Here is a 23,047-nt window from a genome sequence, read left to right on the forward strand (position 1 = left end):
GGGGATTAAAATGTCAGAGTCAATCAACCAACCTCAAGACAGGTTCGTCAGTCATCTAACTAGAAATACAATTGCCTTGATTCTTGCGGGCGGCCGCGGCTCACGGTTAAAAAACATGACTGATTGGCGCGCCAAACCGGCGGTTCCTTTTGGCGGAAAATTCAGGATTGTCGACTTTCCGCTATCCAATTGCATTAATTCCGGAATCCGGAAAATCGGCATTTTAACGCAATACAAAGCCGATTCTTTGATTCGGCATATTCAACAAGGCTGGGGTTTTTTACGCGGCGAATTCGGTGAATATGTCGATTTGATGCCGGCTCAACAACGCCTCGAAACGTCTTGGTATGAGGGAACAGCCGATGCGGTTTATCAGAATATCGACATTCTTCGAACCCGCCGGCCGGAGTATGTTCTGATATTGGCCGGCGATCATATTTATAAAATGGACTATGGTGAAATGCTTGCCGATCATGTGGCCAATAATGCCGATTTGACCATTGGTTGCCTCGAGGTGACTCTAGAAGAGGCGACCGAGTTCGGAGTCATGGACGTCGATCAAAACCGACGGGTAAAAGCCTTTGTCGAAAAACCCGCCAATCCCCCATCGATGCCGGGTAAGCCCGATAAGGCTTTGGCTTCGATGGGTATCTATGTATTTAATGCGGCATTTTTATTCGAACAGTTGATCAAAGATGCCGATACCAAAGGCTCGAATCGGGATTTCGGCAAGGATATTATTCCTGCGGTTATCGAAAAATACAGGGTCAGTGCCTATCCGTTCCTGAATTTGCAAGGTGATCAAAGTTATTGGCGCGATGTGGGGACGATAGATGCCTACTGGGCGGCAAATATGGAATTAATCGGCGTCAAGCCCGATTTGAATTTATACGATAAAACCTGGCCGATTTGGACCTATCAAGAACAAACGCCACCGGCAAAATTCGTCTTCGACGACGACAAAAGAAGAGGGCAGGCGGTCGATTCGATGGTATCCGGCGGTTGCGTTATTTCCGGCGCTAAGGTTAGGCACTCATTGTTATTTTCCAATGTCCGGGTTAATTCTTACACGACATTACAAGATGCCGTGGTGCTCCCTGAAGTCAATATTGCACGGCATTGCCGAATTACCAAGGCAATCATCGAGAAAGGTTGCGAAGTCCCTCAAGGCACGGTAATCGGTGAGAACATCGAGGACGATAAAAAAAGATTTCATGTCAGCCCGGGTGGAGTCGTATTGGTCACCCCGGATATGTTAGGACAGAGCAGGCACTATGTCAGATAAAAAACTGAAGCTGGTGATATGTTGGCATATGCATCAGCCAGAGTATCGTGATTTGCAAACCGGCGAATTTCAACTGCCTTGGACTTATTTGCACGTCATGAAAGATTATGTCGACATGATCGCTCACCTTGAAGCGGCGCCAGAAGCCAAAGCGGTCGTTAATTTTGCGCCGATCCTTCTAGAGCAAATCGAGGATTATGCGAGGCAAGTGGGTCGCTATCTGCATGATCGCATCTCATTTAAGGATCCGTTGTTGGCGGCACTGGTTGCTCCATCGATTCCCTCGGATCCCGATGCACGGCTAAAACTAGTCAAGGATTGCATGCGTGCCAATCGAGAGAGGCAGATCGGGAGATATCCGACGTTCCAGAAATTGGTCAAAATGGCCGAATGGATGGAGCAGAATCATGATGCGTTGAGTTATATGAATTCTCAATTCATTAGCGATCTTCTGGCGTGGTATCACCTGGCTTGGATGGGCGAGAGTGTCAAACTGACTGATGTCAGAGTTAAGCGCTTGATCGCAAAAGGTTCAGGCTACACATTGCATGAACGGATCGAAATTGTCGAAGTCATCGGTGAGCAATTGTCCACAGCGATATGCCGATACAAGGCGTTGGCTAGAAAAGGACGTATCGAGCTTTCGGTAACGCCTTATGCGCATCCGATTATGCCTTTGTTAATCGATATTAAAAGTACATTGCAGGCAATGCCGGATGCTCCGCTTCCCGAACTGGATACTTATCCGGGGGGCGAGGAAAGAGTGAAATGGCATCTGAAACACGGTGTCGAAACCTTTAAGCGATTTTTCGGGTTCACCCCGAGAGGCTGCTGGCCATCAGAAGGGGCGGTTAGTACCGAGACATTGAAGATGCTCTCCGAGTTCGGGTTCGATTGGGCTGCGACCGGCGGTAACGTGTTGCATAACAGCTTGCGATTATCAGGTATCGATAGCGTGAGTCCGCATCATCCGTTTCGCGTTAGTGGAACCGGTATCCCTTGTTTTTTTAGGGACGATGGTTTATCGGATTTGATCGGATTTGAATATTCCAAATGGCATGCCGACGATGCGGTTGCCGATTTGGTCAATCATTTGGAGCAAATCCATAAGCATGATACTTCTACGGATAAGGTGGTATCAATTATCATGGATGGCGAAAATGCTTGGGAGTATTTTCCGCAAAACGGATATCACTTTCTCAGCGCGCTTTATAAACACTTGAGTCATCACTCCGAGATTCAGCTAACAACATTTTCCGAATGCCTCGACCAAGCCATTGAAATACAGTCGCTTCCGAATTTGATGGCTGGAAGTTGGGTATACGGAACTTTTTCTACCTGGATCGGCGATGTCGATAAAAACCGGGGTTGGGATATGTTGGGCGATGCCAAATGGGCGTTTGATAAAGTCGTGTCTACCGGGCGCTTGACCGAGGAACAGTTGGCTCTTGCCGAGCATCAGCTTGCCATTTGCGAGGGATCGGATTGGTTTTGGTGGTTCGGCGATTACAATCCGGGGGAAGCTGTAAGCAGTTTTGAAAAACAGTTTCGTTTGAATTTGAGTAATCTCTATCTGTTGTTAGGAGAAGATCCGCCGGCTTATTTGGCATTATCGTTCACTCAGGGATCCGGAGCTCCCGCCATGGGCGGTACGATGAGGCCGGGTATTGAAAACGTTTAGCCAGGGAAGCCGTTTGTGATTGATATTTTACATAGACGCCGTGCCGGAATTTTATTGCACATTACTTCACTCCCAGGCAATAGTGATAATGGTAATTTAGGGCCGGAAGCTTATCGGTTCGTCGACTTTCTAAACAGTGTCGGTGTAACGGTTTGGCAAACTTTGCCATTAAACATGCCTCACGATGATGGGTCTCCCTATCAGTGCATCTCCGCTCATGCAGGTAATACCGCTTTGATCGACTTGGATAAGTTGGTTGACAAAGGTTGGCTGAGCCGTGGCGAGCGTTGTCAAGAGTGTGGCGGCAGTCCGTCATTTGCAAGGGAGTGCTTACTCAATCACGCATACTATGGCTTTAAGCTTCACGCGACCGAACACGAAAAAATCGAATTTACCAAATTTTGTATCGACAAAAAGTTTTGGTTGGATGATTACGCCTTATTTATCGCGCTGAGAAAAGAATTCAATAACCTTAGCTGGAATCAATGGCCTGAACGGTATAAATCGCGCAATATTTCGGCGCTCAAAGAAGCTTCCAGACGCCTAAGCACTGAAATTGAAGCGATTAAATTCGAGCAATTCGTATTCTTTACACAGTGGCAAGAACTTAAAGATTATGCGGCGCGCCATGGTGTATTGTTGTTTGGCGATATTCCTATTTTCGTTTCTTACGACAGTGCCGATGTTTGGGTTCATCCGGAGGTGTTTAAACTGGATGAGCAGTTTGAAATGTCGGTAGTGGCGGGGGTACCGCCCGATTATTTTTCGGAAACGGGGCAGCGTTGGGGCAATCCGCATTACAACTGGTCATATCTTAAAAAAAATAGCTTCCATTGGTGGCTTGATCGAATCAAGACGCAAGTCGAAATGTTCGATATTATTCGTATCGATCATTTCAGGGGATTGGAGGCCGCCTGGGAAATTCCGGTGTCCGAACCCACGGCAATGAATGGTTGCTGGGTCAAGGCGCCGGGGCACGCCTTGTTAAAGACGATTTTCGATGCGTTTGGGCCTATTGCATTGGTAGCGGAAGATTTAGGCGTGATTACCGATAAAGTCGAAAAACTCAGGGACGATTTCTCTTTGCCGGGCATGAAAATTCTGCAATTCGCGTTTAGCGGCGGCCCGAGTAATCCTTATTTACCGGCCAATCTGGATAAAAATAGCGTTGTTTATACCGGCACGCACGATAACGATACTACCTTAGGATGGTACCGTCAGATCAGCGAGAAAGAGCAAGCTTATGTTTATGAATACTTAGGTCAGCCTGCCAGCTCGATGCCCTATACGCTAATACAAACCGCTTTAGCTTCGGTTGCGAATCTCGCTATCATTCCAATGCAGGATATTCTTGAGTTAGATACCGAACATCGCATGAATATTCCCGGTACGACCGAAGGGAATTGGCTGTGGCGTTTTACATGGGATCAATTATTACCATTGCACAGTCAGCGTTTGGCGCGTGCGATTAAACTTTACGGGCGAGATTAAACCGGTTGCAGTTTGCCTAAGATTTGTTCGGGTTTACCTTTCAGCAAAAATCGGCTGGCAAAAAGAGTAATTTAAATTGACACTTTAAGGCTTCAGTCAGGATAATCCTCTAATGATTCATGTCGAAATGACGTTTACTTTTCAGTACTGCGGATGTGGCTAAAAGTTTTATGAAATCAGGAAATAATGAATGAGATATTGGCATTCCAGGCATAACCCTAAGCTCGCTCTATCGTCTCAAGAAATCCAACACATCAGTCAAACCATTAGTCATACCTATCATCCTTTGCAATTCAGTCAGGCTGAACCGCTTAATTTTCCTCCGCTCATTATTTTACCGATAGATCCCTATCATCTTCATGCCTATTGGCGTATTGCCGGCGTTACTCCTCTGCTGCAGGCGAAGAATAATCCGTTAATATTACGCTTGTTCTGGCAGCTTGATTGGGCGGATAGTCAAGAGCATCAGCGTCCATGGTTTGATGCCGGCGAGGTATCCTCGTACGCCAATGCTAAAATTCAATTGCCGGTTGCCGGCGCAATTTATACGGCGGCGATTGGTCAATGCGACAGTAATGGAGACTTTATTGTATATGTTCGCTCGCTGCCTGTTAGTATGCCTTCTTCTGCGATGACGCCGGTGACCGAACTAACAAGGCCTTTAGTCTTTGATGAAGCCGATATTGACGCTAAAATTCGGCAAACATTAAGCGAGCCCGATGTCGAAGAAATCCCCTTTTCTCCGGCGTCTCCGATTCACTCGAGCCCAGCGGAACGATTTGAGCTTCATGATATGGATAGTTATTCGAGCGCCAGTATATCCTGCCTGCAGAATAGCAATAAAACTCACTTAGGAATATGCACAAAATAACTCTTACAAGTAATAGGCTTTGCGGCGGTTCGATGGCTCGCTTGACAGGATGTCGTAAGCCCATTCATGGGTGCTTGTGGGTAGCTCCATGCTGCCGAAACCCTCGCCAAGTATCTCCGACACCCTTTTTGATCCCCAAATTGGGAATTGCTAACCAAGCTCCCTTCCAACAGTTGTCGAAGTTATTTCATGCTCGTTCCTTAGGTACTTAAGATGGATAGGGGCGGTTTATGCATTGTATTACATGCCCATTTGCCTTACGTACATCATCCCGAGTATGAGCATTTTTTTGAAGAGCGCTGGTTATTCGAAGCGATAACCGAGTGTTATTTGCCGTTGCTTAACATGTGCGAGCGCTTGAATCGTGATCGTGTGCGATATCGACTGACACTGTCGTTATCGCCGACCTTGTTGACGATGTTGAATAATGAGTTATTGCAACAGCGCTATGTTCGCCATTTGCAAGGTTTAATCAGCTTAGCCGAGCAGGAAATTTCCAGAACTCGCAAGCAAGCCGAATATCAGTATTTGGCTCGTTTATATCGACGTAATTTCAAGGCGGCATTGCAATGTTATCGGCAGGATTATGATTGCGATTTAGTTGCGGCTTTCAAAAAACAGGCTGAATTAGGCGGCCTGGAATTGATTACCTGCGCGGCTACCCACGGTTTTTTGCCGTTACTGAACGTTTCCGAAAGTGCGGTGCGCAATCAGATCAACATGGGCGTTGAAACCTTCAAACAGTGCTTCGGTTTTGTGCCTAAAGGATTTTGGTTGCCCGAATGCGGTTATTACCCTGGCTTGGAAATACAGCTTGACGAAGCCGGTCTGGGTTATTTTTTTGTGGATAGCCATGCTTTAACTCAAGCAAGACCGCAAGCTGAATGTGGCGTTTATGCGCCGATAGCCTGCGCCAACGGAGTCGCGGCTTTTGCCCGTGATCCCGAATCGTCGCGTCAAGTCTGGAGTGCGCAGGAAGGGTATCCAGGCGACGGCGACTATCGTGAATATCATTGCGATATCGGTTATGATTCCACTATTCCGGAGAGTTATCTCGCACCGTATTTATTGGAAGAAACGATTCGCGTGCCCGTCGGCATCAAATATCAGCGAGTGACGGGAGGAGGTGGCCCGAAAGCGGCTTATCGGCCACGGCAAGCATTGATGAAGGCGAGGCAACATGCTCAAGACTTTTATTTGAAGCGACAACGACAGCTTGACGATCTGAGTTATCGGATGGGAAAAGCGCCGATTATTGTAGCCCCCTACGACGCAGAACTGTTCGGTCATTGGTGGTTTGAGGGGCCGCAATGGTTAGAGTTTTTATTACGCCTAGTTGGCGGCAATAAGTCGGGAATGCAGTTGGTCAGTGGCAGCGATTATTTGTCGCGTTTTCAACACTTGCAAACCGCAACGCCTTCGGCATCGAGTTGGGGCGAACAGGGCTATTCCGGATACTGGCTCAATGAAACCAATGCTTGGATTTATCCCGTTTTACACAAATCGGCGATGTTGATGGAGGAGTTAGCCGAAGAGTTTCAACAAGTCCCCCGTTTGTCCTTGGAGGAGCGGGCTTTGAATCAGGCGGCACGGTCGTTATTATTGGCGCAGGCCTCGGACTGGCCGTTCATTATGAAGTCAGGGACGACCGTCGAGTACGCTAAAAAGCGTATTCTCGATCATTTGGCTCGCTTTAATTATCTGCAAGAAAGCGTTCGCACGCATACAATAAACGAACACTATTTGACGGCGTTAGAAGTGATGGATGATATTTTTCCGATGCTTGATTTTCGGACTTATAAAACACAACCGCGGACAACAGACTAAGCTAAGGATTCGGTCATAAGACTTCCCTAGTTTTTATGTAGGGTAGACTGGTTTGGTTGCTTGATAGGTGTCGATGGTGGGGCATCCTGTCAAGTGAGTTACCGAGCTCGCTACTCAGCTCATAGAGTCAGGAGGTTATTTGTCGCGAAATCCTAAGGGCGGCGGGAAAGTATATCTTTTAATTGGCATGATAGGTCTGATTTATGGCAAAGCAAACTACAACTAAAACCAGAAGCTCCACAAAAACAGCAACAACGAATAAGGCGTCCGAAAAGCCGACGACAGAGAATCAATCGGCGTTAACGCCTGAGGTGGAGGAGGAGCAGGCGAGCGCTGCTGCGTCGACGGTTAATGATGACCCTAAAGCCGAGTCTTTCAAAATGGAAAAGTCGACTCAGACAGATGATGCGCCGAAGCCTAATCTGTCTTCGGAATCCGAAACGGCAGCAAAATCTAAAACAGTTCCGAAAGCTAAAACGGCGCCGGAAGTTAAGTCTTCACCTAAAGCGCAGACTACAAAACCGGCTCAAGCAGAGCCTGTGAAAAAGGCTTCGTCAAAAACTGCAAATGCGGCAAAATCCCCTGTTAAGCCTAAGGCGAAAGCAGCTCCTAAAAACAAGCTTTCCGAAAAAACCAAGACTGTCTCTAGCGTCAAGACGCCGACTCAAGCTAAGAAGGATGAAGAGAAGGCTAAAGCCGAAATAAAAGCTAAGGATTCTCCGAAAACTAAGTCTGCAGAGGAACTTAAGTCGGCGCCAATGCGTAATTCTGCGAACTCAAATTCTGATCAGCCGACTGAATCCGATCGGCAAAATAAAGCACCAGAAACAACAGCGCAGGAAAAGCCGAAAGCGGAGTCGTTGTCGCCTGCGCCGGTTTTGCCTGTTGTTCCGCAAAACGAGATTGCGGCGGCAGAGAATGTTGCTTCGAAGGGGGCAGCGCCTAGTCAAGTTTCCGAAAAAGGCGCTCCTAAACAGTCCGGTACCGCTGGCGAAACCCAAGTCGAGACGTCTTCTAAGGGCGACGAATCTGTATACCGGGAGCCCAATACGGCATTTATCACGCCTTTGCCCGAGGTTGCTCAGGCGACATCCATCAGTCCCGGTGTGCCGTCGGAAAAGTTTCGGCGGCAACCCGATTATAGTAAGGCAGAGCCAATAGCGCCGCCCCCCGAGTCTTCGGCGCCGGAGCCCGTTGCCGACATGATGTCGCCCCTCGAGCATGCGCCATACCACGACCAACCCGGTCCCGACTACCCGCATATGTTTGTCGTGCAGATTACTCCGGAATTGGCACCCCTGGCGAAGGTCGGAGGTTTGGCGGATGTTGTGACCGGTTTAAGCCGCGAACTGGAATTGCGCGGACACAGTGTCGAGATTATTTTGCCCAAATACGATTGTATGCATTACGATCATATTTGGGGCTTATGCAAAACCTATGACGACCTTTGGGTGCCCTGGTATAACGGCCATATTCATTGTACGGTCTGGTTCGGTTTCGTTCATGGCCGTAAATGCTTTTTCATCGAGCCGCACTCTCCGGACAATTTCTTCAATCGTGGCACGATTTACGGCTTTAATGACGACGTACTGCGCTACGCGTTCTTTTGCCGCGCCGCGTTGGAATTTCTTTGGAAATCCGGCAAACATCCCGATGTGATTCACTGCCACGACTGGCAAACGGCATTGGTGCCGGTGTTTTTATATGAGATCTATCAGAATTTAGGCTTCTGGCATCCGAGAGTATGTTTTACGATTCATAACTTCAAGCATCAAGGGTTGACGGGCGACTTCTTATTGAATGCGACGGGCCTGCATCGACCGGAGTATTATTTTCATCATGATCGCTTGTTGGATAATCGGATTCCGCATGCGTTGAATTTGATGAAAGGCGGTATAGTCTATTCCAACTTCGTTACGACGGTATCGCCGCGTTATGCCGGAGAAACCAAAGACGGCGGTCAAGGATTCGGTTTGGAACCGACCCTTCATGCGCATCATTATAAGTTCGGTGGTGTGGTCAACGGGATCGATTATGATGTCTGGAATCCCGAAATCGACCCGCATATCGCCGCTCCCTTTACCGTGGAAAAAGTAGACAATAAATATCTCAATAAACGGGCTTTACGCGATCGCTTGTTGCTAGCGGACAATGAAAAACCGATTATTGCTTTCGTCGGACGGCTCGATCCTCAGAAAGGGTTGGACTTGGTTCGTCATGCACTGTTTTATTCATTGAACCATCGGGCGCAGTTCGTGTTGCTAGGCTCAAGTCCCGAGCGGGATATCAATAGCTATTTCTGGGAGTTGAAGCGGCATTTAAACGAGAGTCCCGATTGCCATATCGAAGTCGGTTTCGACGAAGGCTTGGCGCATCTGATTTATGCCGGTGCGGATATGATTGTCGTGCCTAGCCTGTTCGAACCTTGCGGTCTAACCCAGTTGATTGCGATGAAATACGGCACGGTTCCGATTGTTCGCGAGGTCGGCGGTTTGGCCGATACGGTCTTCGACAAGGACCATGCTCATCACAAAGCCTTGCACGAGCGCAACGGCTATGTTTTTAGGGATTACAACAATGATGGGCTGGAGTCGGCATTGTCGCGCTCGATCGATTGTTATTATCAATTTCCGGATCATTTTCGGGAGTTGATGAAAAATGCAATGCGTTGCGATTACTCCTGGAAATATCCGGGACAACATTACCTGAATATCTATGATTATATTCGTAACAAATAAAGAGGCCGATTCATGAGGATGTACAACTTGTTCCCCCTGTTGGTAGGCCACTTCGGGCAGTGGGAGGCGCACTTGGAAAGGGCCGCGGCGATGCGGTTCGATTGGGTTTTTGTCAACCCGTTACAAAAAACCGGGGCGTCCGGCAGTCTATATTCTATTGCCGATTATTTTCAGTTAAACCCGCTGTTAGTCGATCCGAAATCCAAAAAGACCGCCGAGCAACAATTGCGGGCCTTGATTCAACAGGCTGAGAAAAAACACCGACTCCGCTTTATGACCGATTTGGTATTGAATCACTGTGCGATCGATTCGCCCTTGTTGAAACAGCACCCGGAATGGTTTGTTTGCGAGCATGGGCAGGTGCAGCGTCCTTTTTGTCTCGAAGACGGCGGTCATAAGGTGGTATGGGAAGATTTAGCGCAATTCGATCATGGTCGTAGTCACGATAATGGGCTTTATGCCTATTTTCGTAAAATCATCGAGTCATACATCGACCTGGGTTTTAAAGGCTTTCGCTGCGATGCCGCCTATCAATTATCGCCCGAACTTTGGCGGCAATTGATTACGGATACGAAACAAAAACATCCCGATGTGGTGTTTACCGCTGAAACGCTAGGCTGCAGCGCCGAGCGTACCAAGCAAACCGCGCAAGCCGGGTTTGATTATATTTTCAATAGTTCCAAATGGTGGGATTTCGAAAGTCCTTGGTTACCGGAACAGTATCAATTGTTGCGCCAAGCCGCTCCGTCGATCAGTTTTCCCGAAAGCCACGATACGCCTCGTTTATTTGCCGAAAGCAACGGCAATGCCGAAGCCCTAAAGCAGCGTTACTTGTTTTCCGCAGTGTTCAGCAGCGGCGTGATGATGCCGATGGGTTACGAATACGGTTTTAGTAAACCGCTACATGTGGTGCATACGCGTCCTGAGGATTGGGAAAATACCGAGGTGGATTTGACCGAGTTTATTACTCAAGTTAACACGGTGAAAGCCGATTACCCTGTATTTCAGGAAGAGGGCCCTTTTAACCTAATCGGTTATCCGCAGTCGCCGATACTTTTTTTCTGGAAAGCCAGTCTATCCGGACAGCAAGAAGCTTTGATCTTGTTAAATAAGGACCCTTGGCAACGCCATGAGTTTTCGACGCCCGATCTCTATCAGTATGTTCAGTCGCGTGCGCCGTTTACCGATCTATCGCCGGAGTATCCGCTAGCTTATGTGCCGAGTCCTTATCATTTCGACTTATTGCCGGGTATGGTTCGGGTGATGGTTACGACACAGTAAACGGTTTGAACCAAATTCAAATTTTACAACTATTAGGTGCCAGAGTAACGACGCCGAATCGATGCTAAACCAGGATAGCACATTAGAACAGGAGAGCGGGAACCGGGCTTGTCGAGGCAAGCTGAGCTATCCCCACCCGAATGATATACCTTTCGTACTTTAAATTTCGGCATTAGCCTATGGAGGTGCCGGGGTGTTCGGATAGCATGGATGCTATCATAGAGCCTACATGGACGTATTTACGGCGTCCTTTGACGGGCACCCCGGCACCGAAATTTGACAAGCAAGGGGTATAAATTCGCGGGCTTCCCGCAAAAGCAGATGAGTAAAACAAAACTATCCACAGAATTACAGAGTCTTGTCGATGCAAAATGCAGCGATCCCTTTGCCGTTTTAGGCCGCCATCCGAAGGATGATAAACAAGTTGTGGTACGAGCTTTTTTGCCTCATGCCGAAACCGTGGCCTTGGCTGAAGGAAACATGCCATTGACTCGAATTGAAGGTACGGCTCTTTTCGAATGGCATGGCTTAGCATCACAAGTTCCTCCATGCTATCGGCTGATTTGGCGCGATCAAGACCATTACGAGCACATTGGTTACGATCCTTATTGTTACGGACCGCAATTACCGGATTACGATTTACATTTATTCAGTGAAGGTAAACATTGGCATGCTTACCGTTTGCTAGGCGCACGCGTACACGAAATCGAAAATGTCGCCGGCGTGCTGTTTTCCGTGTGGGCGCCTAATGCGGAGCGGGTCAGCGTAGTCGGCGATTTTAATCGCTGGGACGGCCGATGCCATCAAATGCGAGTGCATGGTAATGGGGTGTGGGAGCTTTTTATTCCAGGATTAGAGCCCGGCTTGGTTTATAAGTATGAAATTCGCGCGAAGAACGGCGATATTTTATTAAAGACAGATCCTTACGGTCGGTTTTATGAGGTTCGCCCGAATACGGCAAGCATTGTAACGGCAAACGATAAGTTTAATTGGCATGACCAAAAATGGTTGAAACAGCGTGAGAAGTTCGATTGGCAGCACAAGCCGATTAGCATTTACGAGGTGCATTTGGGGTCTTGGCAGCGAGGCTCCGAAGGCGAGCTGCTCAATTACCGGCAATTGGCGGTGGCCTTGGTGGAATATGCCAAAACTTTGGGGTTTACCCATCTTGAGTTATTGCCGGTTACTGAGCACCCCTATGATAAATCGTGGGGCTACCAAACGACGGGGTACTATGCACCAACTAGCCGATTCGGTAGCCCCGAAGATTTTCGCTGGTTTGTCGATTATTGTCATCAGCATGAGATCGGTGTTATTCTCGATTGGGTGCCGGCGCATTTTCCAAAAGATGCGCATGCGCTTGCATGGTTCGACGGCACATCGCTTTACGAGCATGAAGATCCAAGGCTCGGTGAACATCGTGATTGGTCGACATTGATCTTTAATTTCGGTCGCTATGAAGTTAAGAACTTTTTGATCTCGAGTGCGCTATTCTGGCTTGAGGAATACCATGTAGACGGTTTGCGAGTCGATGCGGTAGCGTCAATGTTGTATCTTGATTATTCCCGTGAGGAAGGCGAGTGGATACCCAATAAATACGGCGGCCGCGAAAATTTGGAGGCCATCGACTTTTTAAGATCATTGAACGAAATTACCCATCAGCAAGTGCCCGGCGTGTTGATCATGGCCGAAGAGTCAACTGCTTGGCCGCAAGTCACCAAGCCTCCGTATGTCGGTGGGTTGGGCTTCGATTTGAAGTGGAATATGGGCTGGATGAACGATACGTTGCGCTATATGGAAAAAGAGTCGATCTATCGCCAATACCATCAGGGAGAATTAACCTTTAGTCTGATTTACGCCTTTACGGAAAATTTTCTATTGCCGTTTTCTCACGATGAAGTGGTTCACGGCAAGCAATCGATGTTATATAAAATGCCTGGCGATGAGTGGCAGCGCTTTGCTAATTTGCGTTTGGTGTATTTTTATATGTTTACCCACCCCGGCAAAAAGTTGCTCTTCATGGGTTGTGAATTCGGTCAAGGACGCGAATGGGATAGCAGTCAAGTGCTTGACTGGTATGTGTTGGCCTATCCGATCCACCAAGGCTTGCAACATCTGGTTAAGACGCTGAATCACACCTATCAAAAGGAGACGGCTTTACACGCCAATGATTTTACCGATGCGGGATTTGAGTGGATTGATTGCCATGATGCCCATAACTCGGTGCTGATCTATATCCGCAAGGATCCGGAGACAGGCGCGTTTCTCATTGTGGCGTTGAATTTTACCCCGGTGCCTCGCGAGTATTATCACATTGGTGTACCGGCAGCCGGGCGTTATGATGAAATCCTTAACTCCGATGCGCAGGAATTCGGTGGCAGCGGGGTGATAAATTCACCGGACGGTATTTGGACTCAGGAGCAAGCCTGGATGAATCGGCCTCACTCGCTCTATATCACTTTGCCGCCTTTAGGTGGGGTCGTCTTAAAACACAGTCAAACGGCACCCGGTCCGCAAGCGGTGTTAACGCCTCCCAAAAAGAATTAATCCTGAAAAAACCAGGCTAAATTCAAATGATTTAGCCTGGTGGATTTTATATCTGCATTTTGACTTTCGCGTCTAACTATAAAAGCCGAAAACTTGACCGCTCGAAGTGGAATAACATATCCGGCTGATTAGTTGGGAAGATAACGATTCGTATTAGTCGTCATCTTTGCGGATTTTTTGTTTTGGAATCGGTAATAATGGGACTTGGTAGCCGGCGATAATTTTTTGAATGTCATCGAAATTTTCGTCAATGAGCCGGTTGAGCATTTCTTTTCGCGCCTTGTCTCCATAGCGTACCCCCATAGCTATCGAAAAATCGAACTTCATGCCGGGTGACGAGCTCATGGGGATGGCAGTAAAGCTACCTTTGGGGCTTTGCGAGAGCACATGGCCCGCCATCGGTCCCCAGAGTATAGCCATATCAATTATTCCGGCTTTTAGATCCTTATCGGTCTGCATAGCGACATTGTTTTCGTCATCGCCGGTCATGGTTTGGTAAGGCACGCCTTGATCGATTAAGCCCATTTTTTGCAGCCAAGCCGTACCGGGGCCTCTGTCGAACATTGCAATGCGTAACGATTCTTGGCGCTGGAGGGGTAAATCGTTCAACTGTTCCGCCGATGTGATATCGTCCCAACCACGATTTTTGGCGATCAGTAAGACATAGGTCGAATGATAATAGGGCTTGGTTGTCAAAGTTCGATCGTAACCGGTCGGGACGCCCATGACGACATCGCATTTATATTCGTCCTCGGAATCGCTGATCGTTGCTGTTAGTGTGTTTCGGATAAAGCCTATGCGATTGGGAAACCAAGTGTACTCAAGGTCTTGTCCCAATTTCTTGGCGAATAATTCAGCAATTTTATTTTCGAAGCCATCGCCTTTTTTAGTGGAATAAGGCGGGTCTAACGGGTCTGCGCAGACTCTGAATTTGTCCTCGGCATTGGCTGGGGAGGCTATGGCGGCAAATAACAAACCGCTAAATAATAAAGTCCTGAGAGTCATTCTTTCTCCTAGTGAGTTCGAAATTGAGCTTAATAGTTTAATGTATCTGAGCCGCAAAGGCTAAGTTATAGCGCAGGAATTGTCGGGGGCAGGCTTTTGATGGTTGATCAAAAAAAGGCTCTGTATGCGGTAATAGTTGAAAACACCCATCACTTCCGGAAGCACTTAAAATTCAAAGTGAATTATAGGGTGCGCTGTGCGTACCTAATATCGGTGCATCGAATACCGGCGCAAGGCAACACATAAGTGCGCGTTAAACTGCGAGTGGGACTCACAGCGTACCCAATCTTCAAGTTTCGACATTGGCCTAGTATTCCTGTTGTCGATGTCTTTTCAACGACTAACGCGAACAAAGCTAAAAAAAAACCCCGGCCGAAAATCGACCGGGGTTTGTTTCGATCTATAAATCAGATCTTTTCTTAATTAGGCAATGCGAATACAGTCAATGTGCCGCCCAATTTAGTGTAAGAGCTCAAGCTTCTATATGCGCCGACCGCTCCTAAACCTTCAGAGTTAGAAGATTCTTCGCCGGAGTCGAGGCCTGCAGCAATACCGATACCGGCCCAGCCGCCAACACCTGATAGTACGCCGACATATTGTTTGCCGTTATATTCCCAAGTATTGACGTTACCGATGATGCCGGAAGGCGTTTTAAATCTGTAAAGCTCTTTACCGGATTTTGCGTCAACCGCTTTCAGGTAACCTTCCAGTGTGCCATAGAAAACGACGCCGCCGGCTGTGGCAAGCGAGCCTGACCAAACCGAGAATTGCTCTTTATTAGACCAGATAATTTTACCGGTGGTTGCATCCCATGCAGTAAATTGACCCAGGTTGGTAGAGCCGTCTTCCTTGCCTGTGATGGCATCTTTACCGGCCGGGAACATAGACAATGTCGCGCCAACGTAAGGTTGGCCAGCAGTATATTCAACCTCGAACGGTTCGTAGTCCATACAAACATGGTTGCCGGAAATGTAGAAATAACCGGTTTGCGGAGAGTAAGATACAGGCTGTTGATTTTTGCTTCCCAATGCAGCAGGGCAGACGCCTTCAGTGTTAACGTCTTCACCGTTGTATTCGGTGCTGTATTGAGAAACGACTTGCGGGCGTCCGGATTTCAGGTCGACATGAGTCGCCCAGTTAACCGCTTTGTCGAATTTTTCGGCAACTAACAATTCGCCGGTTACGCGGTCCAGCGTGTAGCCGAAACCGTTACGGTCGAAGTGAACGGCGGTTTTACGCATTTGGCCTTTGATCTCTTGGTCGACCAGCGCAACTTCGTTGATACCATCGAAATCCCATTCGTCATGCGGAGTCATTTGGTAAACCCATTTGACTTCCCCGGTGTCTGCGTCACGAGCCCATAACGACATCGACCACTTGTTGTCGCCGGGACGTTGTGCCGGATTCCAAGTCGAAGGATTGCCGGATCCGTAATAGACCAGGTTTAATTCAGGATCGTAGCTGTACCAGCCCCAAGTGGTGCCGCCGCCGATTTTCCATTGATCGCCTTCCCAAGTGCTGGTGCTGGAATCTTTGCCGACCAGTTGAACTTTACCGTCTTTCCAGGTGGTGGTTTTAGTTGCGTTGATCAGCGTGTCCGAATCAGGACCCATGCTGTAGCCTTTCCAGTCCAGTTCGCCGGTGCGGATGTTGTAGGCTGCCAAGAAGCCGCGAACACCGAATTCACCGCCGGAGATGCCTGTGATGACTTTGTCTTTGACAACTAAAGGCGCTTGGGTGTTGGTCATGCCCAATTTAGGATCGCCGTTTTGCACGCTCCATACGCGTTTACCGGTTTTGGCGTCCAATGCAGTCAAGACAGTATCGGATTGTTGCAGGAAGATTTTGCCGTCGCCGTAAGCCAGGCCTCGGTTAACGGTGTCGCAACACATCACAGGAATCGTGACGTCGGCGTCTTGTTGCGGAGTATATTCCCAAATGACCGCTTGAGACTTTTGGTCGATCGCATAAACGGTGTTAGGGAACGGAGTGTGAATATACATGACGTCATTGACAACCAGAGGGCCGCCTTCATGACCGCGCAGAACGCCGGTTGAAAAAGTCCATGCAGGTTGCAGGTTTTTGACGTTAGAAGTGTTGATTTGTTTGAGTTCGCTGTAACGGGTACCGTGATAGTTACCGCCCCAAGTTGCCCAGTTCGCAGGGTTCTTGGTCAATTTTTCAACTTCGCTATTCGCTTGAGATACTGCAGGTACTGCAAGCAGGGCAGCGACAGTTGAGGCAATCAGCCAGCTTTTGACAGGCTTCTTCATATATTTCCTCCTGGTATCCTGTTACGCGACAGAATACGGGTTATGATTTTTAAGACTAATATTAGTTTTAAGTAATTTATGGGGCGACGATCATTCCCTCTACCGGAGAACTAACAAGTGCCGCGCCAGGTGTGTAAATTTAAGGATTTTTTCCTAAAAGTCAACTTTTAAGGCGGACGACAAGCCTTTAAATTACACTGTCGTTCGGGAATATAAGCTCAGGGTTCGGCTTATCGAGCTCATTGTATCAACAACCTTCTATTATGCAAATTTCCTACTTGCTTTCTGTTGTTTTGGTGTTTCTGACCGTTGCAATGGTGATTGCCGGATTGACCAAGCATTTGCGGTTGCCTTATACCGTTTTGTTAGTGTTAATGGGCTTGATGATTAATTTAACTAGCACGTTGACCGATCAAGTGGCCTTTGTGGGTGGGTTTCGATTGACTCATGAATTGGTGTTGTTTGTCTTTTTACCGGCATTGATTTTCGAATCCGCGATGAGCCTCGATGCGCGGGCCTTGTTGAAAGATCTGGTTCCGGTTGTCGTTATGGCGATTCCGGGTATGTTGATTTCGGCATTTCTGGTTGGCCTTGGATTGGTGGTGTCGCTACAGCTCGATTGGCTTGTCGCGCTATTGTTCGGTGCACTGATTTCTGCAACGGATCCGGTCGCCGTGATTGCTTTGTTTAAGGAACTTGGTGTCAGTCGAAGGCTTGCTGTATTGGTAGAGGGCGAATCGTTATTCAACGATGCCACGGCGATCGTATTATTTAATATCGTACTCGGTTTTCTTTTGACCGGACAGTACGACTGGGCCGATTCGCTATCGGCAGTTCCGGCTTTTATCCGGGTGTTTGTCGGCGGCGCGGGAGTCGGTGTTTTCGGCGGCCTGCTATTTAGCGAATTGATAGTTAGGCTGGCTCAAAGCGGACGCAGTATTATTTTAGTGTTTACGCTGATTATGGCTTATTCGGCGTTCATCGTTGCCGAGCATATTTTCCATGTGTCGGGCGTCATGTCGGTGTTGGCTTCTGCGTTATGCTTTAAAATAGTCGGCTTGCCGAGGTTGTCGGGTGACATCGAGCATGTTGTCAAAGAATTTTGGGAAGTTATTGTTTTAATATTTAATTCGTTGCTGTTCATTATGATCGGCTTATCGGTGGATCTATTCTCGTTGCTCGGTAATTGGAACCCTGTTTTGTGGGCGGTAATGGCTGTGGCAATCGCGCGAGCCGTGAGTATTTATGCGTTCATGCCGTTTACGACCTATTTATTCGGGTTGCCTAAAATTTATCTTACTAGCCGGCATATCATGTGGTGGGGTGGTCTGAAGGGCGGTTTGGCAGTGGCGATTGCTTTCTCGATACCCGATACAGTGGCTGATAAACAATTATTGAAAGAGTTGACGCTAGGCGTTGTGATGGTGAGTATGCTGGTTAATGCATCTACGCTTAGGCCGCTGATGCATTGGTTGAAAATAGATCGCTTGAGCAATGAAGAGTGGCTCGAGTTACAGCAAGGCATGATTCAGCTTAAGTATTCGGTCGACGATGTTTTGCATAGCTTTGCTAATTTGCATTTACTTAACAGTGATATTCAAAATTCGGTTGTCTTCGATTTGCGCAAAAAATTGCCGTCGAGCGACAAGCCGATGTCCGAGGATCAGCAGTTAAAACAATTGCATTTGTTGGCATTGCAAGCCGAAACGGATGAGTTGGCGCGGTTGCACGATATCGGTCTGGTGAATTATTACACCTATTTTAATTTTCAGGATCTATTGAGAAAAGACCGGGCGAAAACGATAGAGGAGTTGTTGCTCATCGAATCTGTTAAAGATGAAAATAATCCGTTTTTGCGGTTTGAAATGTCGATGATCCACTTTTTAAGCAAATACGAGTGGACGCTTGGTTTGCTCATTAAATACCAAAGCGGCCGGTTTTCGAATCTCATTCGTCATGATATTGCCGGTGTATTGATGGCGCATGTCGCTTTGCAAAAACTTAAAACTGCCGATCCGAATTTATCCGGTGACAAATTAAATATCATTAAAAAAATATATCGGAACCGCTTGCATCGAAGGCAAGGACGTTTAAAGCGCTTCGGCGAATTATTTCCTGATTTTTATCGTCAATATGAAAACAGGCTATTTCAAGAAGTGGCGCTGCTTTATTCGCATAAGTTAGTTGTTGAGGAATACGAACAAGGTAAATTGTCGGTTAAGGTCTTTCGGCGATTAGAGCAGTGCTTATTCGATGCGCAAAAACAATTGCCGGCTATGACGGCAAGTTTGAGTCTGGCTAAACGAGATGATTGGTTTGATAGCGTCCCTTTGTTTTCCGGGTTGTCGAGGGAGGTAATCAAGCGCTTAGCGGAGCAGGCGCGCTATATCAGTTTCTTGCCTGGAGATACCTTGTTCAATGAAGGTGACAAAGGCGATTGTATTTATATATTAGTCAGCGGCAGCGTCAATGTATTCAAACAGGATGAGCAGGGGCAAAGCTTTCATGTCGCCGAATTACGTAAAGGCAGCTTTATCGGCGAGCATGCCTTATCGGCTAAGGCGGTCAGAACCGCGACGGTTAGAGCTAAAACGTATATTACCGTGCTGCGCTTGTCAGTCGAGCAGGTTGTTGAATTGTCGCAGCAAGCTCCCGATTTGGCCGGCCGATTAAGGGATGCGGAGTTTGGGTATTATGCTTGATAGTGAAAGGTGAAAGGTGAAAGGTGAAAGGTGAAAGGTGAAAGAGGAAAGAGGAAAGAGGAAAGAGGAAAGAGGAAAGAGGAAAGAGGAAAGAGGAAATTAGGACTTGACACGTAATTGAAATGCCTCATCATTTCACTGTTCACTATTTTATATCAAGGGAAAGATGAATGGGTGTTGATTCGCTATTTGTTGAAGTGTCAAATGGCTTCGAAGCGATGGCCTTGCTCGGACCAGCATAGGGCTTGCGCGCTGCCTTTTTTCCAGTCGGGTAATACGAAGCGCTTCGCCTTTTGTCCGTCGATTTCGAATTCATGGATCGCCGGTCGGTGTGTGTGGCCGTGGATCAGTTGCAACACGCCGTGTTCGCGCATTATCTCGATAACGGTCTGTGGGTTGACGTCCATGATGTCTTGCGTTTTGCCGCGTTTGTGGAAATGGCTGCGCAAGCGGTACCAGCGTGCGGCGATTAGTCTTAGCCATAAAGGCTTGGAAAGTACACTTTGCTGCCACTCCGGGGTATGCGATTTTTCGCGGAATGCTTGATAAGGGAGGTCGTCGGTGCAGAGCAGGTCGCCGTGAGTCAGCAAGGTCGGCGTTCCGAATAAATTGATCACGGCATAATCGCCGAGCAGATTCACGCCTGTTTCGTCGCAAAAACGTTGGCCGAGCAAAAAATCCCGATTGCCTTGTTGCAAATAGACTTGCGTGCCGGACAAGGTTAGTTGTTTGAGTTGCTTTCTGATTTTACCGTTCGGCGGCGTCGGATCGTCATCGCCTATCCAGGCATCGAATAGGTCGCCGAGAATGTACACGGCTTCGGCGCGCGGCGCTTGTCTGTCCAAATAAGATAGGAAGCGCTTGGTGATTTCGGTTTTTTCAAGCGAGATATGCAGGTCCGAAATAAATTGGATTTCGCGGGGCATAGGCAAAAGAATGGCTCAATGAATTGGAGGTGGGGTAGGGAATGGAGCAGGGATGCGGCTAAGGACTTTGTAACAAAAAACTGCCCATTAAATTATCGTTCCCATGCTCTGCGTGGGAATGCATCCTGGGACGCTCTGCGTCCCCGATGACCGATAAAACAAGCAAAAGCCAACCCACGCACTTCCTAAAGTCTATCAAGCAACCTAACTGTCGCAGTCGACGCGGAGCGTCTAAAGCAGCGTTCCCACACAAGGCATGGGAACTATAAGCTTGCGTGGGATGTCGACCGGCAGCATCCGTGTTCCATTGGCAAAAAAGTCTTATTCGACGATTTCGGCTTTTTCGATCACGATGTCGGTTTTCGGAACATCCTGATGCATGCCGCGGTTGCCGGTCGGTTGCTTAGCCATTGCATCGACCACGTCCATCCCCTCGATCACTTCGCCGAATACTGCGTAGCCCCAGCCGTTTGGAGTCGGGCTCGTGTAATTCAGAAAGGCATTGTCTTTGTAGTTGATGAAAAATTGCGCGGTCGCCGAGTTCGGATCGGGCGTGCGAGCCATCGCCAACGTGCCGCGGTTGTTTTTTAAACCATTATCGGCTTCGTTTTTGATCGGTTCGCGAACGGCTTTTTGGTTGAAATCGGCGTCGAAGCCGCCGCCTTGGGCCATGAATCCCGGAATAATGCGGTGGAAGATCGTGCCGTTATAAAAGCCATCTTTAACGTAAGTCAGAAAGTTTTCGGATGAGATCGGCGCTTTTTCGTGATTCAATTGAATTGTGATTTCACCCTGTGTCGTGGTGAGTTTGACCTTATTTGCTTGTTCTGACATTGTATTTTCCTTTGCAAAAGAATGGGTTGTTGCTAGTAGCAGTATTGTAGCGGTAAAAAGAGTACGCATGGTTGATTCCCGTGAGTAACAAGTAACCAAGAATTCTATGTGTTTTTGTCTTGAAAGAGAAGTGCCGGCTTGGTACATTGCCCTGTTTTGTTGTTAACCCGCCTTATCTGTCATGTTGAAAATATATAACACTCTGACGCGCCAAAAAGAACTTTTTAAACCCCGTGTCGAAGGTAAGGCCGGTTTGTACGTCTGCGGTATGACGGTCTACGATTATTGTCATGTCGGGCATGCGCGTGTGATGGTCGTATTCGATGTCGTTTCGCGTTATTTGCGTTACTCGGGCTATAACCTGACCTATGTACGCAATGTAACCGATATCGACGATAAAATCATTCAACGCGCACGAGACAACGGCGAAGATTTCCACGCCCTAACCGAGCGCTTCACCGAGGCGATGCATGAGGACGAGCGCGCACTTTCAGTATTGCCTCCCGACATCGAGCCAAAAGCGACGCAATCAATTCCTGAAATCCTAGCAATGATCGAAAAGTTGATTGCGAATGGCTTAGCCTATGTCGGTTCTAACGGCGATGTATTTTATTCGGTCTCGAAATTTAGCAACTATGGCCGTTTGTCCGGCAAAAACCTTGCCGAGCTGCAAGCCGGCGAACGTGTCGAGATTGAGCAAGCTAAACAAGACCCGCTGGATTTTGTATTATGGAAAGCGGCCAAGCCCGGCGAGCCTGCTTGGGAATCGCCTTGGGGCCAGGGGCGTCCCGGCTGGCATATCGAGTGCTCGGCGATGTCGACCGGTTGCCTGGGTAATCATTTCGACATACACGGCGGCGGCATGGATCTGCAATTTCCGCATCACGAGAACGAAATCGCGCAATCGGAAGGCGCGACCGGCGAAAAGTTTGTCAATTACTGGATGCACAACGGCTTCGTGCGTATCAACGAAGAAAAAATGTCCAAGTCGCTGGGCAATTTCTTTACCGTTCGCGAAGTATTGAAACGTTACCGGCCGGAAGTCGTGCGCTTTTTCATCCTGACTAGCCACTACCGAAGTCCGCTAAATTATTCCAACGAACATCTGGATGAGGCGGCGGTCGCGTTGACCCGTCTTTATACTTCGCTACGCGGTATCAATGCCGGCGAGTTCGAAGTCGATGCCGATTACGAGGCGCGCTTTAAAGAAGCGATGGACGACGACTTCAATACGCCGGTCGCTCTGTCGGTACTGTTCGATATGGCTAGAGAACTCAATAAAGTCAAAGACTCCGATAAGCAAAGGGCGACTCAATTGGCCGCTACCATACGCGCGCTGGGTGGCATTCTGGGCATATTGCAAGACGACGCCGAGCGCTTCCTGAAAGAAGGCGACAACCAGGCTGAAGGCTTGACGGCCGAGCAAATCGAAGCGCTGATACAGGCGCGAATCGACGCCAAAAAGAACAAGAATTGGGCCGAAGCCGATAAAATTCGCGACCAACTGAAACAGCAGGGCGTGATACTCGAAGATATTCCGGGCGGAGGCACTAACTGGCGCCGGGAATAAACACCGCCAAAACGGC

General features: G+C 48.1%; 14 protein-coding genes. 10 read left to right on the top strand and 4 right to left on the bottom strand.

Annotated features, from left to right (window positions below; genetic code table 11):
* Positions 1 to 10 precede the first annotated feature (10 nt).
* From glgC to glgB, 8 genes are all read left to right on the top strand, one after another.
* Positions 11 to 1,285 (top strand): glucose-1-phosphate adenylyltransferase, encoded by a 1,275-nt coding sequence (glgC, locus tag ACINK7_RS02805; RefSeq protein ID WP_404359764.1) that lies wholly within the window; start codon positions 11 to 13, stop codon positions 1,283 to 1,285.
* Positions 1,275 to 2,966, top strand: coding sequence for a glycoside hydrolase (locus ACINK7_RS02810; protein WP_404359766.1), 1,692 nt, complete (start codon positions 1,275 to 1,277; stop codon positions 2,964 to 2,966). Before glgC ends, ACINK7_RS02810 begins: the two co-directional genes overlap by 11 nt.
* Before the next feature lie 15 nt (positions 2,967 to 2,981).
* Positions 2,982 to 4,457, top strand: a complete 1,476-nt coding sequence (gene malQ, locus ACINK7_RS02815) for a 4-alpha-glucanotransferase (RefSeq protein ID WP_404359768.1) — start codon at positions 2,982 to 2,984, stop codon at positions 4,455 to 4,457.
* A 190-nt stretch (positions 4,458 to 4,647) separates the two neighbouring features.
* Positions 4,648 to 5,328 (top strand): DUF4912 domain-containing protein, encoded by a 681-nt coding sequence (locus ACINK7_RS02820; RefSeq protein ID WP_404359770.1) that lies wholly within the window; start codon positions 4,648 to 4,650, stop codon positions 5,326 to 5,328.
* A gap of 213 nt (positions 5,329 to 5,541) precedes the next feature.
* Positions 5,542 to 7,155 carry a glycoside hydrolase family 57 protein gene (locus ACINK7_RS02825; protein ID WP_404359772.1) on the top strand — a complete coding sequence of 538 codons (1,614 nt, stop codon included), beginning with the start codon at positions 5,542 to 5,544 and terminating at the stop codon, positions 7,153 to 7,155.
* 203 nt (positions 7,156 to 7,358) lie between these two features.
* A complete protein-coding gene (gene glgA, locus ACINK7_RS02830; RefSeq protein WP_404359774.1) occupies positions 7,359 to 9,893 on the top strand; it encodes a glycogen synthase GlgA in 2,535 nt (844 codons plus the stop codon).
* 18 nt (positions 9,894 to 9,911) lie between these two features.
* Positions 9,912 to 11,174 carry an alpha-amylase gene (locus ACINK7_RS02835; RefSeq protein ID WP_404361406.1) on the top strand — a complete coding sequence of 421 codons (1,263 nt, stop codon included), beginning with the start codon at positions 9,912 to 9,914 and terminating at the stop codon, positions 11,172 to 11,174.
* Positions 11,175 to 11,495: 321 nt separating this feature from the next.
* Positions 11,496 to 13,721: a 1,4-alpha-glucan branching protein GlgB gene (glgB, locus tag ACINK7_RS02840; protein ID WP_404359776.1), complete on the top strand. Its 2,226-nt coding sequence runs from the start codon at positions 11,496 to 11,498 to the stop codon at positions 13,719 to 13,721.
* Positions 13,722 to 13,874: 153 nt separating this feature from the next.
* Here the strand turns inward: glgB and ACINK7_RS02845 are convergent, their stop codons facing one another.
* Both ACINK7_RS02845 and ACINK7_RS02850 read right to left on the bottom strand, forming a co-directional pair.
* The gene (locus ACINK7_RS02845) at positions 13,875 to 14,726 is read right to left on the bottom strand and encodes a quinoprotein dehydrogenase-associated putative ABC transporter substrate-binding protein (RefSeq protein WP_404359778.1); all 852 of its coding nucleotides are present in this window, start codon (positions 14,724 to 14,726) and stop codon (positions 13,875 to 13,877) included.
* Between the two features lie 419 nt (positions 14,727 to 15,145).
* Positions 15,146 to 16,999 carry a methanol/ethanol family PQQ-dependent dehydrogenase gene (locus tag ACINK7_RS02850; RefSeq protein WP_404359780.1) on the bottom strand — a complete coding sequence of 618 codons (1,854 nt, stop codon included), beginning with the start codon at positions 16,997 to 16,999 and terminating at the stop codon, positions 15,146 to 15,148.
* A gap of 263 nt (positions 17,000 to 17,262) precedes the next feature.
* Between ACINK7_RS02850 and ACINK7_RS02855 the strand changes: the two genes are divergently transcribed.
* Positions 17,263 to 19,701, top strand: a complete 2,439-nt coding sequence (locus ACINK7_RS02855) for a cation:proton antiporter (RefSeq protein ID WP_404359782.1) — start codon at positions 17,263 to 17,265, stop codon at positions 19,699 to 19,701.
* 200 nt (positions 19,702 to 19,901) lie between these two features.
* Here the strand turns inward: ACINK7_RS02855 and lpxH are convergent, their stop codons facing one another.
* Both lpxH and ACINK7_RS02865 read right to left on the bottom strand, forming a co-directional pair.
* Positions 19,902 to 20,627, bottom strand: a complete 726-nt coding sequence (gene lpxH, locus ACINK7_RS02860; RefSeq protein WP_404359784.1) for a UDP-2,3-diacylglucosamine diphosphatase — start codon at positions 20,625 to 20,627, stop codon at positions 19,902 to 19,904.
* Between the two features lie 321 nt (positions 20,628 to 20,948).
* Complete coding sequence (locus ACINK7_RS02865; protein WP_404359786.1) at positions 20,949 to 21,461, bottom strand: peptidylprolyl isomerase; 513 nt, start codon at positions 21,459 to 21,461, stop codon at positions 20,949 to 20,951.
* Positions 21,462 to 21,642: 181 nt separating this feature from the next.
* Here ACINK7_RS02865 and cysS point away from each other — a divergent pair, with 181 nt between their 5' ends.
* Positions 21,643 to 23,031: a cysteine--tRNA ligase gene (gene cysS, locus ACINK7_RS02870; protein WP_404359788.1), complete on the top strand. Its 1,389-nt coding sequence runs from the start codon at positions 21,643 to 21,645 to the stop codon at positions 23,029 to 23,031.
* Positions 23,032 to 23,047: the final 16 nt, after the last annotated feature.

The organism is Methylotuvimicrobium sp. KM1 (assembly GCF_044788715.1).
In the GTDB taxonomy this organism is placed as follows: domain Bacteria; phylum Pseudomonadota; class Gammaproteobacteria; order Methylococcales; family Methylomonadaceae; genus Methylotuvimicrobium.

Bases quoted from the DNA above. Each gene is read 5' to 3' on its own strand.
- ACINK7_RS02855 (WP_404359782.1), top strand. From the start codon at position 17,263: ATGCAAATTTCCTACTTGCTTTCTGTTGTTTTGGTGTTTCTGACCGTT.
- glgB (WP_404359776.1), top strand. From the start codon at position 11,496: ATGAGTAAAACAAAACTATCCACAGAATTACAGAGTCTTGTCGATGCA.
- ACINK7_RS02825 (WP_404359772.1), top strand. From the start codon at position 5,542: ATGGATAGGGGCGGTTTATGCATTGTATTACATGCCCATTTGCCTTAC.
- ACINK7_RS02835 (WP_404361406.1), top strand. From the start codon at position 9,912: ATGTACAACTTGTTCCCCCTGTTGGTAGGCCACTTCGGGCAGTGGGAG.
- ACINK7_RS02845 (WP_404359778.1), bottom strand. From the start codon at position 14,726: ATGACTCTCAGGACTTTATTATTTAGCGGTTTGTTATTTGCCGCCATA.
- cysS (WP_404359788.1), top strand. From the start codon at position 21,643: ATGTTGAAAATATATAACACTCTGACGCGCCAAAAAGAACTTTTTAAA.
- glgC (WP_404359764.1), top strand. From the start codon at position 11: ATGTCAGAGTCAATCAACCAACCTCAAGACAGGTTCGTCAGTCATCTA.
- ACINK7_RS02810 (WP_404359766.1), top strand. From the start codon at position 1,275: ATGTCAGATAAAAAACTGAAGCTGGTGATATGTTGGCATATGCATCAG.
- glgA (WP_404359774.1), top strand. From the start codon at position 7,359: ATGGCAAAGCAAACTACAACTAAAACCAGAAGCTCCACAAAAACAGCA.
- ACINK7_RS02865 (WP_404359786.1), bottom strand. From the start codon at position 21,461: ATGTCAGAACAAGCAAATAAGGTCAAACTCACCACGACACAGGGTGAA.
- ACINK7_RS02820 (WP_404359770.1), top strand. From the start codon at position 4,648: ATGAGATATTGGCATTCCAGGCATAACCCTAAGCTCGCTCTATCGTCT.
- lpxH (WP_404359784.1), bottom strand. From the start codon at position 20,627: ATGCCCCGCGAAATCCAATTTATTTCGGACCTGCATATCTCGCTTGAA.
- ACINK7_RS02850 (WP_404359780.1), bottom strand. From the start codon at position 16,999: ATGAAGAAGCCTGTCAAAAGCTGGCTGATTGCCTCAACTGTCGCTGCC.